Genomic DNA, 11,939 nt, shown 5'->3' on the forward strand with positions numbered 1-11,939 from the left:
TTATTTATGGCTAAAACCTCTCCAGACGCGCTTGTCGAATTACGCAATCTCACCTTCGGGTACGGAGAGCGGGTGATTCTGGACGACGTTTCGCTGTCGATTCCACGCGGCAAGGTGACGGCGCTGATGGGTGCCTCGGGCGGTGGCAAGACCACCATCCTGCGCCTGATGGGCGGCCAGAACCGGGCGCAGTCCGGCCAGATGCTGTTTGACGGACAGGACGTGACGCGCATGAATCAGACTCAGCTTTACGCCGCGCGGCGCCGCATGGGCATGTTGTTTCAGTTCGGCGCGCTGTTTGCCGACCTGTCGGTGTTCGACAACGTGGCGTTCCCCTTGCGCGAGCACACCGATCTGCCCGAGCCGCTGATCCGCGACATCGTGCTCATGAAGCTCAATGCCGTGGGCCTGCGCGGTGCGTATGACCTGATGCCAAGCGACCTGTCAGGCGGCATGGCACGGCGCATTGCGCTGGCGCGCGCCATTGCGCTCGACCCCGAACTGGTGATGTACGACGAACCCTTTTCCGGCCTGGACCCAATCTCGCTTGGCACGGCAGCACGGCTGATTCGTCAGCTCAATGATTCGATGGGGCTGACCAGCGTTTTTGTCTCGCATGAGCTGGAACAGACTTTTTCAATTTCCGACCATGTGATCATTCTGGCCAATGGCAAAATTGCCATGCAGGGCACGCCCGAGCAGGTGCGCCAGAGTAGCGACCCGCTGGTGTATCAGTATGTCAATGCCCTGTCTGACGGGCCGGTGCGCTTTCATTACCCGGGCCCGTCTGTGACTGAAGATTTTGGTGTGGAGGCACACGCATGAGCTGGTACAAACCTGCCGACATCGGCCTGGCCACAAGGCGACAACTGGCAGACATGGGCCTGGGCGCACGGCTTTTTTTGCGCCTGCTCAGCACGCTGCCGGGCAGCCTGAAGCGTTTCGGCCTGATCCGCGACCAGATGCATTTTTTGGGCAACTACTCGCTGGCCATCATCGCGGTGTCGGGCTTGTTCGTTGGCTTTGTCTTTGGCCTGCAGGGCTACTACACGCTGCAGCGCTACGGCTCATCCGAGGCGCTGGGCCTGCTGGTCACGCTGAGCCTGGTGCGCGAGCTCGGGCCGGTGGTCACCGCGCTGTTGTTTGCCGGGCGGGCGGGCACCTCGCTCACTGCTGAAATCGGCCTGATGAAGGCGGGCGAGCAGATCAGCGTGATGGAAATGATGGCGGTGGACCCGGTGCAGCGCATCCTGGCGCCGCGTTTCTGGGCCGGTGTGATTGCCATGCCGCTGCTGGCAGCGGTGTTCAGCGCCATGGGCATCATTGGCGGCTGGGTGGTGGGTGTGCTCATGATCGGCGTCGATGCCGGTTCGTTCTGGAGCCAGATTCAGGGCGGCGTGGATGTGTGGAAAGACGTGGGCAACGGCATCCTCAAAAGCGTTGTGTTTGGGTTTACCGTGACCTTTATTGCGCTGCTGCAGGGTTTCGAGGCCCAGGCTACGCCTGAAGGTGTGGCCAGCGCCACCACGCGCACCGTGGTGGTGGCTTCGCTGGCGGTGCTTGGGCTCGACTTCATTCTGACTGCGATGATGTTTACGATATGAAGCGCACAAGCGCTGTCCCCAACTGATTAAAAGGAAGTTTGATGCAACGTTCAAAAAATGATGTCTGGGTTGGCTTGTTCGTGCTGATTGGCGCGGCGGCCATTTTGTTTCTGGCGCTGCAGTCGGCTAACTTGCTGAGCCTGAGCTTTCAGAAAACCTACCAGGTCAAGGCCAAGTTCGACAATGTGGGCGGCGTCAAGCCCAAGGCGGCGGTGCGCAGCGCCGGCGTCGTGGTCGGGCGGGTGGACAACATCGTCTTTGACGACCAGACGTTCCAGGCGGAGGTCACGCTGGCACTGGAAAGCCGTTATGTGTTCCCCAAGGACAGCTCCCTGAAAATCTTGACCAGCGGGCTGTTGGGCGAGCAGTATCTCGGCATCGAAGCCGGTGCCGATGACGACAATCTGGCCGCTGGCGATACTATCTCGAGCACGCAGTCGGCGGTGGTGCTCGAAAACCTCATCAGCCAGTTCTTGTTCAGCAAGGCGGCAGAAGGTTCTAACGTGGATCCGAACCAATGAAAGAACAACAAGTGATGACACCCGTCCATGATGCTGCACGCGGCGGTTTGTGGCGCGCCGGCCTGGTGCTCAGTGTGGTTGTGCTGGCCGGCTGCGCCAGCGGCCCCAATGCCGACCCGCGCGACCCGCTGGAACCCCTCAACCGCGGTATGTACCAGTTCAATGACGCGGTGGACCGGGCCGTTGTCAAGCCGGTCGCCACGGCTTACCGCGATGTGCTGCCGTCGCCGGTGCGCACTGGTGTCACCAACTTCTTTGCCAATCTGCAAGATGCCTGGTCGTTCGTGAACAATGCGTTGCAACTCAAGGGTGAAGCCGCCGGCAACAGCTTCATGCGGTTTGGCGTCAACACTTTCCTGGGTCTGGGCGGTGTGCTCGACATTGCCACCGAAATGCAGATTGAGCGCCACACCGAAGACTTCGGTCAGACGCTGGGCTATTGGGGCGTAGGTGCCGGTCCTTACCTGGTGCTGCCGTTGTTGGGGCCGTCAACCGTGCGCGATACCGCCGCCTTGCCGGTGGACGTGCAAGGCAATCTGGTCTCGGGTATCAACGATATTCCGGCGCGCAACTCGCTCACCGGGCTGGGTTTGGTGAACCGGCGTTCACGCCTGCTCGATGCCACAAAAATGCTCGATCAGGTGGCGCTGGACCCGTACACCTTTACCCGCGATGCATTTTTGCAGCGCCGACTCAATGATGTTTATGACGGCTATCCGCCGGATGACAACGGCTCGAGCTCTTTTGTTGAAGACTATTCAGCCCAGTAAATTTTTTAGGGAAGAAAAGAACCATGAACAGACGTTTGTTGAACCAAGGCCTGCTGGCTTTTGCCGCCAGCGTGTCGCTGCTGCTGGCGCTGCCCGTGCACGCCGCCGATGAAGCGCCTGACGCGCTGATCCAGCGCCTGACCCAGGAAGCGCTTGACACCATTGCCGCCGACAAGGCGGTGCAGTCCGGCGACGTGGCGCGTATCGTCGAACTGGTGGACGAAAAAGTCATGCCCCATGTGAACTTTCGGCGCATGACGGCTTCTGCGGTCGGCCCCGGTTGGCGCCGGGCAAGCCCTGAGCAGCGCCAGCGCCTGGAGGCCGAGTTCAAGACGCTGCTGGTGCGCACCTATGCGGGTGCCATGGGTCAGGCGCAAAACCTGAGCTTCACGGTGCGGCCGCTGCGCGCCGCGCCTGAAGACAAGGAAGTGATTGTGCGCACCCTCATCAAGGGCCGTGGCGACCCGGTGCAGTTGGACTACCGGCTGGAGAAGACGCCGGGTGTCGGTGCTGGCTGGAAAATTTACAACCTCAATGTGCTCGGTGTCTGGCTGGTTGATACCTACCGCAGCCAGTTTGCCCAAGAGATCAACGCCAAAGGCATTGACGGTCTGATCACCACGCTGACCGAGCGCAACAAAGCCAACGCGGCAACGTCGACTGGTGCAGCCACGCCAGCAAATCAAGCCAAGGGCTGATCATGCTGCGCCTGCCCCCAAGCGTGCTGCACGACACGGCCACGGCGGCGCTGGCCGAGTTGCTGGTGGCGGTCAAGGCCGAGCCCTCGGCCAGCGTCTCTGTGGATGTTTCGGCGCTGCAGCGCTTTGACTCCACCGCGCTGGCCGTGTTGCTGGAACTGCGCCGGGCCGCCTTGCAGGCCGGTAAAACCGTGGCTTTGCAAGGCGTGCCGCAGCGCCTGCGCGATCTGGCCGATCTGTACGGCATTGCCGAACTGCTGCCATCGCAAGCCTGATGCCCCGCTAAAATAGCGGCCCCATGCCCGCCATCTCATTCCAGTCCGTCTGCAAAAGCTACCCCTCACCACGCGGCCCGCAGGGCGGCACCTTCCTGGCGCTTGACAATGTGAGCCTGGACGTTGAGGCGGGTGAGTTTTTTGGCCTGCTCGGCCCCAATGGCGCCGGCAAAACCACCCTGATCACCATTTTGGCGGGGCTGGCCAAAGCCAGTTCCGGGCGCGTCAGCGTGATGGGCCATGACGTGCAAACCGACTTCGCGGCGGCCCGCCGCGCCTTGGGCGTGGTGCCACAAGAGCTGGTGTTTGACCCCTTTTTCAAGGTGCGCGAGGCGCTGCTGTTTCAGTCGGGTTACTTTGGTGTCAAGCACAACGAAGCCTGGGTCGATGAGCTGCTCGACCACCTGGGGCTGGCCGACAAGGCAGATGCCAACATGCGCGCACTCTCGGGCGGCATGAAGCGCCGCGTGCTGGTGGCGCTGGCGCTGGTGCATAAGCCGCCGGTGATCGTGCTGGACGAACCCACGGCCGGCGTCGATGTGGAGCTGCGCCAGACGCTATGGCACTTTATTGACAAACTCAACAAGCAGGGGCACACCGTTTTGTTGACAACGCATTACCTCGAAGAGGCCGAGGCCCTGTGCGGCCGTATTGCCATGCTGAAAACCGGCACCGTGGTGGCGCTCGACAGCACCAGCGCGCTGCTTAGCGCGGCCTCCGGCAATGTGTTGCGCTGCACGGTCGATGGCGACTTGCCGCCCGAGCTGGCCAGCCTGGCGCGTGTCACCGGGCGCGTGGTGCAGTTGCCCGCCAAGGATGCCATGGCCGTCGAGCAGTATCTGGCGCAAATTCGCCAGGCGGGTCTGACGGTGCAGGACATCGAAATTCGCCGCCCCGACCTCGAAGACGTGTTTTTAAGGGTGATGCAACAGCACTCCGGGCGCGACGATGGGGTGACCGCATGACCGGCTGGAAAATGCTGTTTTACAAGGAAGTGCTGCGCTTCTGGCGGGTCGCCGCGCAGACCATCACCGGCCCCATTCTGACGGCCATGCTGTATTTGCTGGTGTTTGGTCAGGCGTTGGAGTCGCACGTCAAGGTCTATGACAACGTGAGCTACACCGCCTTTCTGGTGCCGGGCCTGGCCATGATGAGCCTGCTGCAAAACGCCTTTGCCAACAGCGCGTCGTCGTTGGTGGCCAGCAAGGTCATGGGCAACCTGGTGTTTTTGCTGCTCACGCCCCTGTCGCCCTGGCACTGGTTTGTTGCCTATGTCGGCGCCGCCGTGGTGCGTGGCCTGGTTGTGGGTTCAGGCGTGCTGGCGGTCGCACTGCTGTTTGCGGTGCCACCTTTTGCGCAGCCGCTGTGGGCCTTGCTGTTTGCCGTGCTGGGCGCAGCCCTGATGGGCTCGCTGGGCGTGGTGGCGGGCTTGTGGTCAGAAAAGTTTGACCACATGGCGGCGTTCCAGAACTTTGCCGTGATGCCCATGACGTTCTTGAGCGGGGTTTTTTACTCCATTCATTCACTGCCACCCTTCTGGCAAACCGTGAGCCATTTCAACCCGTTTTTCTACATGATCGACGGCTTTCGTTATGGCTTTTTTGGCACCAGTGACGTTTCGCCCTGGCTCAGTCTGGCCATTGTGGCCGGCAGCACGGCGGCCGTCGGCCTGTGGGCGCTGCAACTGCTGCGCATGGGCTACAAAATTCGCAACTGATGAAGCCAGGTGCCCGTCATTGCGAGCCAGCCGTATCGGCCCGATACCGCACACGGTCCTTGAACAAGGAGGCCGTCACTGCGAGCCAGCAGAATCAGGTCCGATATCGCACACGGACCTTGAACAGAGACGTCGTCATCGCGAGCGAAGCGTGGCGATCCATGACTTCCGGGTGCATGGATTGCGTCACTTCGTTCGCAATGACGGCACTGTTCATGGCCCGCAACGACAACAACGCCTCATCATTTTGCGTATGGCGCAAGAATTCAAGAAAGTAACTATGAACGCTGACCAAATCAAACAACTCATTGCCGCCAACCTGGCTTGTGACTACATCACCCTGGATGGCGATGGTCGCCACTGGTATGCCGTCATCGTCTCGGCGGCATTCGAGGGCAAGCGCGCCATTGCGCGCCACCAGCAGGTCTATGCCACACTGGGCGACAAAATGAAAAACGACGAAATTCATGCCTTGTCGATCAAGGCATTCACGCCTGCCGAGTGGGCGGCACAAGCGGTCTGACGCATGGACAAATTACTGATTCGCGGTGGCCGTCAGCTTAACGGCACGGTCCCCATCTCGGGGGCAAAAAATGCCGCCTTGCCCGAGCTCTGCGCGACGCTGCTGACCCCGGAGCCGGTCACCTTGCTCAATGTGCCGCGACTGCAGGACGTGGCGACCATGCGCAAGCTGCTCGCTCACATGGGAGTGCAGACCCAGAGCCACGGCGAGCGCGGCGGCATGAGCTTTTCTGCCGCCGGGGCCATCACGCCGCAAGCCCCCTACGAGCTGGTCAAAACCATGCGCGCCTCGGTGCTGGTGCTGGGGCCGCTGCTGGCGCGCTTTGGCCACGCCCGCGTGTCGCTGCCCGGGGGCTGCGCCATCGGCTCGCGCCCGGTCGATCAGCACATCAAGGGCCTCACCGCCATGGGCGCAGAAATCGCCGTGGAACACGGCTACATGGTGGCCACGCTGGCTGCAGGGCGCACGCGCCTCAAGGGTGCGCGCATTGCGACCGACATGGTCACGGTCACCGGCACCGAAAACTTTTTGATGGCTGCAGCCCTGGCCGAGGGCGAGACCATTCTGGAAAACGCCGCGCAAGAGCCCGAAATTCCCGATCTGGCCGAGATGCTGATCCGTATGGGCGCGCGCATTGAAGGCCATGGCAGCAGCCGTATCCGCATCCAGGGCGTCGAGCAACTGCATGGCTGCACGCACCAGGTGGTGGCCGACCGCATCGAGACGGGTACCTTTTTGTGTGCCGTGGCCGCCGCCGGTGGGGATGTGGTGGCACAGCACGGCCGCATCGAACACCTGGAAGCGGTGGTGGAAAAGCTGCGCGATGCCGGGGTGGCCGTGACCAAGGTGGCCGATGGCATACGTGTTCAGTCAGCTGGTGCCGGGCAGCTCAAGGCGCAAAGCTTTCGCACCACCGAATACCCCGGTTTCCCGACCGACATGCAGGCCCAGTTCATGGCGCTCAATGCGGTGGCTCAAGGGTCGGCGCTGGTCACCGAAACCATTTTCGAGAACCGTTTCATGCACGTCAACGAGCTGGTGCGCCTGGGTGCCAACATTCAGATCGATGGCAATGTTGCCATGGTCGAAGGCGTGCCCGCCCTGTCGGGCGCCAGCGTCATGGCCACCGATCTGCGTGCTTCGGCCAGCCTGGTCATTGCCGCTCTGGTGGCCGAGGGCGAGACCCAAGTGGACCGCATCTACCACCTCGATCGCGGCTACGATCAGATGGAAATCAAACTGCGCGCCCTGGGGGCCGACATAGAAAGAGTGAAATCATGATTACCCTGGCCCTGTCCAAAGGACGCATCTTCGAGGAAACCCTGCCACTGCTCAAGGCGGCCGGCATTGAGGTGCTGGAAGACCCCGAAACTTCGCGCAAGCTCATCCTCACCACCAATCAGCCTGACGTGCGCGTGCTGGTCGTGCGCGCCACCGACGTGCCAACCTATGTGCAGTACGGTGGCGCCGACCTCGGCATCACCGGCAAAGACACGCTGCTCGAGCACGGCAGCGACGGCCTGTACCAACCGCTGGACCTGCAAATCGCCAAGTGCCGAATCAGCGTCGCGGTGCGCTCGGACTTCGACTACGCAACGGCCATCAAGAAGGGCTCGCGCCTGACCGTGGCCACCAAATACGTGGCGATTGCGCGCGATTTTTTTGCTGCCAAAGGCGTGCACGTTGACCTGATCAAGCTTTACGGCAGCATGGAACTGGCGCCGCTGGTGGGCATGGCCGACGCCATTGTTGACCTGGTCTCGACCGGCAACACGCTCAAGGCCAATCACCTGGTGGAGGTTGAGCACATCATGGACATCAGCTCGCGTCTGGTGGTGAACCAGGCCGCGCTCAAGCTCAAGCAGGCCCCAATTCGCCGCATCATCGATACGTTTGCCTCGGCCGTTGGCAAATAAACCTGGAATGAATGCCATGTCACCCCTTGCCAACCCCGCCCGCCTATCCACCGCCAGCCCCACTTTTGAGGCTGACTTCCAGGCGCGCCTGCACTGGTCGGCAGACACCGATGCCGGCATCGAGCAGCGTGTGGCCGACATTCTGCGCGACGTGCAACTGCGTGGCGACGCTGCGGTGCTTGACTACACCGCCCGTTTTGACGGCCTGCAAGCCAGCACGATGGCCGAGCTGGAGCTGACCCAGGCCGAGCTCAAGCTGGCTTTTGATGCCTTGCCGGCGGTGCAGCGTGATGCCCTGCAAGCGGCTGCCGCCCGTGTGCGCAGCTACCACGAAGCGCAGCGCAAGGCCAGTGGCGAGAGCTGGAGCTACCGCGACGCAGATGGCACGCTGCTCGGTCAAAAAGTCACGCCGCTCGACCGCGTCGGCATTTACGTGCCCGGCGGCAAGGCTGCCTACCCGAGCAGCGTGCTGATGAACGCTATCCCGGCGCACGTGGCCGGTGTGGCCGAAATCATCATGGTGGTGCCCACGCCCAAGGGTGAAAAAAATGCCCTGGTGCTGGCCGCCGCCTATGTGGCAGGTGTCAGTCGCGCCTTTACCGTCGGCGGCGCGCAGGCAGTGGCGGCGCTGGCTTACGGCACCGCAACCATTCCCAAGGTGGACAAGGTCACCGGCCCGGGCAACGCCTATGTGGCCGCCGCCAAACGTCGCGTGTTTGGCACGGTGGGCATTGACATGATTGCCGGACCGAGCGAGATTCTGGTGCTGGCCGATGGCTCCACGTCTGCCGACTGGGTGGCGATGGATTTGTTCAGCCAGGCCGAGCACGACGAACTGGCGCAAAGCATTTTGTTGTGCCCCGATGCCGCGTACATCGACCAGGTGCGCATGAGCATCAACCGGCTGCTGCCCGAAATGCCAAGGTGCGAAATCATCGCCAAGTCGCTCACCGACCGCGGTGCCTTGATTTTGACGCGCAGCATGGAAGAAGGCTGCGCCATCAGCAACCGCATTGCGCCGGAACACCTGGAGGTGTCGAGCCGCGACCCGCACCGCTGGGAGCCGCTGCTGAAACACGCCGGTGCCATTTTTCTGGGCGCCTTCACCAGCGAGTCGCTGGGCGACTACTGCGCCGGCCCCAACCACGTGCTGCCCACCAGCGGCACCGCGCGTTTTTCATCGCCGCTGGGGGTTTATGACTTCCAGAAGCGCAGCAGCCTGATCGAAGTCAGCGAAGCCGGTGCCCAGACCCTGGGCCAAATCGCCTCCACACTGGCGCACGGCGAAGGCCTGCAAGCCCACGCCAGGGCGGCGGAAATGCGTCTGAAAAGCTAACTGTCATGGCAACTCAACCGCCCCAAATGATGAAACACAGTCGTCATTGCGAGTCGCGTAGCGACGTGGCAATCCATGCAGTTTGGGGTCATGGATTGCTTCACTGCGTTCGCAATGACGATGTTCTTTCACGTTAAAAAAGGTTTTGCTGCCCGGCCTTTCCCCCCAATTTTCAACTTCCCTATCTGATCACCATGTCCAACCTGCCCGCCTGCCCCCAATGCACTCTTGAAAACACTTACCCAGACGGCGACAACTTCGTTTGTCCCGACTGCGGTTATGAATGGCCGCAAGTGGCAGCGACCGAAACGGGCGAAGAGGCCAGCGGCTTGGTCAAAGATGCCAACGGCAACCCGCTCGCCAGTGGCGACACCGTGATCCTGATCAAGGACCTGAAAGTCAAGGGCTCGTCCATCGTGCTCAAGAAAGGCACCAAGATCAAGGGCATCCGCCTGCCTGAAGGCGCTGGCGACCACGAGGTGGACTGCAAGACCGACCAGGGCGCGTTCATGCTCAAGGCCGAGTTCATGAAAAAGGCCTGAGCGCTACCATCCTCGTCGCAAAGATTTGCTGCATCGCCGCGCTACCTGCTGACCTGAAGCCCTCGCCATGACCACGACTTCCCACTTTTCCTCCGGCTGTCCTTCACGGTTTTGGGCTGACTGGACGAGCGCCGACTTTGCCCGCTTGCGTGCCAGCGGCGCAGCGGCGCGCAGCATCGCCGTGTTGCCAGTGGCCGCAACCGAGCAGCACGGCCCGCACCTGCCACTCAGTGTCGATACGGTGCTGGTCGATGGCATTGTGACCGCCGCGCTGGCGCACCTGAGCGCTGAATTGCCAGCCTTGTTTTTGCCCACGCAGGCGATTGGCCTGAGCCCGGAACACGCGCGCTTTCCCGGCACGCTGACCCTCAAGAACGAGACCATTCTGCGGCTCTGGAGCGACATCGCCGAATCGGTGGCGGCGGCTGGCATCAGCAAACTGGTGCTTTTCAATGGCCACGGCGGCAACGTCAGCGTGATGGATCTGGTGGCGCGAGACCTGCGTGCCCGTCTTGGCATGCTGGTGTACAGCGTGAGCTGGTTCAATCTGCCTTTGATTGACGAGCTGGGCCAGGATGTCAACACCCTGTTCAGCGCCGGGGAGCACCGCTTTGGCATCCATGGCGGTGACATCGAGACCTCGATGATGCTGGCACTTGACCCCGCCCATGTGGCCATGCGCCAGGCGCAAGACTTTGCCTCAAAGGCGCAGCTGCGCGCAGCGCAGTTTGACATTCTGGGCAATGGCAAAAGCGCCAAGCTGGCCTGGCAAACGCAAGATTACAACCCGGTCGGTGCGGTCGGCAATGCGGCCAACGCCACGGCAGAAAAAGGCCACGCCGTGGTCAACGCCGCGGGTCGGGCGCTGGCGCGGCTGCTGGCCGAAATTGATCGCTTGCCAGCCGACACGCTGGTGGCGAACCCCAGCTTGCCCTGAATCATGCGTCCGCCAAAGGCGGGCTGAGCGTTTTCCATGAATCCCTACGACCTGTTTGCCCTGGGTGCCGCCGCCTGCTGGGCGCTGGGCAGCGTGATGTCGGTTACGCCGTCGCGCCACCTGGGTGCCTTTGCCTTCACCCGCTGGCGCATGGCCATGGTCGCCGTGATGTTGTGGGCGGTGGTGGCCGTGCAAGGCAGCTGGCACAGTTTCGATGCGCACGCCTGGGGCGTCATGGCGATCAGCGGCCTGATCGGCATCTTCATTGGTGATACCGCGCTGTTTTCGGCCATCAACCGCCTCGGGCCACGCCGAGCCGGTGTGCTGTTTGCCACCCATGCCGCCTTCAGCGCCGCTTTGGGCTTCGCCTTGCTGGGCGAGCGCATGAGCTTGCAAGCCATGCTGGGCGGACTGCTCACCCTGGCTGGCGTGATGCTGGCCATTGTGCTGGGCCGCCACAAGGACGAAACCCATGCCTGGGAAGCCGACCATGGCCAGGTGCGAGTGGGCGTGGCGCTGGCGCTGCTGGCGGCGCTGTGCCAGGCGGTGGGCTCGCTCGTTGCCAAACCGGTGATGGCGCAGCAGGTGGACCCGATCATGGCCTCGGCGGTGCGCGTCAGCGTGGCCACCGCCGCCCATGCGGTGTTGTTGCTGGCCGGTTTTCAAGCGGCGCACGCCAGCCAGGCACCGACGGCGCGGGTGCTGGTGCAGACCGGTCTCAACGGCTTCATTGCCATGGGCATCGGCATGACGCTGGTGCTGCTGGCACTGGAAAAGGGCGATGTCGGCATGGTGGCCATTTTGTCGTCGGTGTCGCCGATTCTGGTATTGCCGCTGCTCTGGCTGCAGCTCAAACGTGCCCCCGCGCCTGGTGCCTGGCTGGGTGCCGTTCTCACGGTGGTTGGTACCGCCTTGATTTTGTGGCGCTGACAGCTTGACGCGAAAAAAAGTCGTCATTGCGAACGAAGTGAAGCAATCCATCGCCCAAGACTGCATAGACTGCCGCGCTTCGCTTTCCATGAACAGGTTCCGTCATTGCGAACGCAGTGAAGCAATCCATGTCCCCGGACTGCATGGATTGCCACGTCGCTGCGCGACTC

General features: G+C 62.2%; 15 protein-coding genes. All 15 read left to right on the plus strand.

Annotation, left to right across the window (positions count from 1 at the left end):
* Positions 1–6: 6 nt before the first annotated feature.
* The 15 genes from IBX54_RS08060 to IBX54_RS08130 all read left to right on the plus strand — a co-directional run bounded on the left by IBX54_RS08060 (position 7) and on the right by IBX54_RS08130 (position 11,769).
* Entirely contained in the window at positions 7–825 is an 819-nt protein-coding gene (locus IBX54_RS08060) for an ABC transporter ATP-binding protein (protein ID WP_296542165.1), read from the plus strand.
* A complete protein-coding gene (gene mlaE / locus IBX54_RS08065; RefSeq protein WP_296542151.1) occupies positions 822–1,604 on the plus strand; it encodes a lipid asymmetry maintenance ABC transporter permease subunit MlaE in 783 nt (260 codons plus the stop codon). The genes IBX54_RS08060 and mlaE overlap by 4 nt, the downstream gene beginning before the upstream one ends.
* Before the next feature lie 41 nt (positions 1,605–1,645).
* Complete coding sequence (mlaD, locus tag IBX54_RS08070; protein WP_296542152.1) at positions 1,646–2,125, plus strand: outer membrane lipid asymmetry maintenance protein MlaD; 480 nt, start codon at positions 1,646–1,648, stop codon at positions 2,123–2,125.
* Entirely contained in the window at positions 2,122–2,895 is a 774-nt protein-coding gene (locus IBX54_RS08075) for a VacJ family lipoprotein (RefSeq protein ID WP_296542153.1), read from the plus strand. The genes mlaD and IBX54_RS08075 overlap by 4 nt, the downstream gene beginning before the upstream one ends.
* Positions 2,896–2,918: 23 nt before the next feature.
* The gene (locus IBX54_RS08080; RefSeq protein WP_296542154.1) at positions 2,919–3,593 is read left to right on the plus strand and encodes a phospholipid-binding protein MlaC; all 675 of its coding nucleotides are present in this window, start codon (positions 2,919–2,921) and stop codon (positions 3,591–3,593) included.
* 2 nt (positions 3,594–3,595) lie between these two features.
* Entirely contained in the window at positions 3,596–3,868 is a 273-nt protein-coding gene (locus IBX54_RS08085) for an STAS domain-containing protein (RefSeq protein ID WP_296542155.1), read from the plus strand.
* Between the two features lie 23 nt (positions 3,869–3,891).
* Positions 3,892–4,833, plus strand: a complete 942-nt coding sequence (locus IBX54_RS08090; RefSeq protein WP_296542156.1) for an ABC transporter ATP-binding protein — start codon at positions 3,892–3,894, stop codon at positions 4,831–4,833.
* Positions 4,830–5,585: an ABC transporter permease gene (locus tag IBX54_RS08095; RefSeq protein WP_296542157.1), complete on the plus strand. Its 756-nt coding sequence runs from the start codon at positions 4,830–4,832 to the stop codon at positions 5,583–5,585. Before IBX54_RS08090 ends, IBX54_RS08095 begins: the two co-directional genes overlap by 4 nt.
* Before the next feature lie 280 nt (positions 5,586–5,865).
* On the plus strand, positions 5,866–6,108 hold the full coding sequence (locus tag IBX54_RS08100) for a BolA/IbaG family iron-sulfur metabolism protein (protein ID WP_296542158.1): 243 nt from the start codon (positions 5,866–5,868) through the stop codon (positions 6,106–6,108).
* Between the two features lie 3 nt (positions 6,109–6,111).
* Positions 6,112–7,389 (plus strand): UDP-N-acetylglucosamine 1-carboxyvinyltransferase, encoded by a 1,278-nt coding sequence (gene murA, locus IBX54_RS08105; protein WP_296542159.1) that lies wholly within the window; start codon positions 6,112–6,114, stop codon positions 7,387–7,389.
* Positions 7,386–8,024, plus strand: a complete 639-nt coding sequence (hisG, locus tag IBX54_RS08110; protein ID WP_296542160.1) for an ATP phosphoribosyltransferase — start codon at positions 7,386–7,388, stop codon at positions 8,022–8,024. The genes murA and hisG overlap by 4 nt, the downstream gene beginning before the upstream one ends.
* Positions 8,025–8,040: 16 nt before the next feature.
* Positions 8,041–9,360: a histidinol dehydrogenase gene (gene hisD, locus IBX54_RS08115; protein WP_296542161.1), complete on the plus strand. Its 1,320-nt coding sequence runs from the start codon at positions 8,041–8,043 to the stop codon at positions 9,358–9,360.
* A 194-nt stretch (positions 9,361–9,554) separates the two neighbouring features.
* Positions 9,555–9,902 (plus strand): zinc ribbon domain-containing protein YjdM, encoded by a 348-nt coding sequence (locus IBX54_RS08120; RefSeq protein ID WP_296542162.1) that lies wholly within the window; start codon positions 9,555–9,557, stop codon positions 9,900–9,902.
* Positions 9,903–9,969: 67 nt separating this feature from the next.
* Positions 9,970–10,839, plus strand: a complete 870-nt coding sequence (locus tag IBX54_RS08125; RefSeq protein ID WP_296542163.1) for a creatininase family protein — start codon at positions 9,970–9,972, stop codon at positions 10,837–10,839.
* A gap of 36 nt (positions 10,840–10,875) precedes the next feature.
* The gene (locus IBX54_RS08130; protein WP_296542164.1) at positions 10,876–11,769 is read left to right on the plus strand and encodes a DMT family transporter; all 894 of its coding nucleotides are present in this window, start codon (positions 10,876–10,878) and stop codon (positions 11,767–11,769) included.
* Positions 11,770–11,939 lie beyond the last annotated feature (170 nt).

The organism is Rhodoferax sp. (assembly GCF_014859475.1).
In the GTDB taxonomy this organism is placed as follows: Bacteria; Pseudomonadota; Gammaproteobacteria; order Burkholderiales; family Burkholderiaceae_C; genus Rhodoferax.

What these genes read in the sequence shown, in the direction of transcription:
- IBX54_RS08060 (WP_296542165.1), top strand. Translation starts at nt 7, where the DNA reads ATGGCTAAAACCTCTCCAGACGCGCTTGTCGAATTACGCAATCTCACC.
- mlaE (WP_296542151.1), top strand. Translation starts at nt 822, where the DNA reads ATGAGCTGGTACAAACCTGCCGACATCGGCCTGGCCACAAGGCGACAA.
- mlaD (WP_296542152.1), top strand. Translation starts at nt 1,646, where the DNA reads ATGCAACGTTCAAAAAATGATGTCTGGGTTGGCTTGTTCGTGCTGATT.
- IBX54_RS08075 (WP_296542153.1), top strand. Translation starts at nt 2,122, where the DNA reads ATGAAAGAACAACAAGTGATGACACCCGTCCATGATGCTGCACGCGGC.
- IBX54_RS08080 (WP_296542154.1), top strand. Translation starts at nt 2,919, where the DNA reads ATGAACAGACGTTTGTTGAACCAAGGCCTGCTGGCTTTTGCCGCCAGC.
- IBX54_RS08085 (WP_296542155.1), top strand. Translation starts at nt 3,596, where the DNA reads ATGCTGCGCCTGCCCCCAAGCGTGCTGCACGACACGGCCACGGCGGCG.
- IBX54_RS08090 (WP_296542156.1), top strand. Translation starts at nt 3,892, where the DNA reads ATGCCCGCCATCTCATTCCAGTCCGTCTGCAAAAGCTACCCCTCACCA.
- IBX54_RS08095 (WP_296542157.1), top strand. Translation starts at nt 4,830, where the DNA reads ATGACCGGCTGGAAAATGCTGTTTTACAAGGAAGTGCTGCGCTTCTGG.
- IBX54_RS08100 (WP_296542158.1), top strand. Translation starts at nt 5,866, where the DNA reads ATGAACGCTGACCAAATCAAACAACTCATTGCCGCCAACCTGGCTTGT.
- murA (WP_296542159.1), top strand. Translation starts at nt 6,112, where the DNA reads ATGGACAAATTACTGATTCGCGGTGGCCGTCAGCTTAACGGCACGGTC.
- hisG (WP_296542160.1), top strand. Translation starts at nt 7,386, where the DNA reads ATGATTACCCTGGCCCTGTCCAAAGGACGCATCTTCGAGGAAACCCTG.
- hisD (WP_296542161.1), top strand. Translation starts at nt 8,041, where the DNA reads ATGTCACCCCTTGCCAACCCCGCCCGCCTATCCACCGCCAGCCCCACT.
- IBX54_RS08120 (WP_296542162.1), top strand. Translation starts at nt 9,555, where the DNA reads ATGTCCAACCTGCCCGCCTGCCCCCAATGCACTCTTGAAAACACTTAC.
- IBX54_RS08125 (WP_296542163.1), top strand. Translation starts at nt 9,970, where the DNA reads ATGACCACGACTTCCCACTTTTCCTCCGGCTGTCCTTCACGGTTTTGG.
- IBX54_RS08130 (WP_296542164.1), top strand. Translation starts at nt 10,876, where the DNA reads ATGAATCCCTACGACCTGTTTGCCCTGGGTGCCGCCGCCTGCTGGGCG.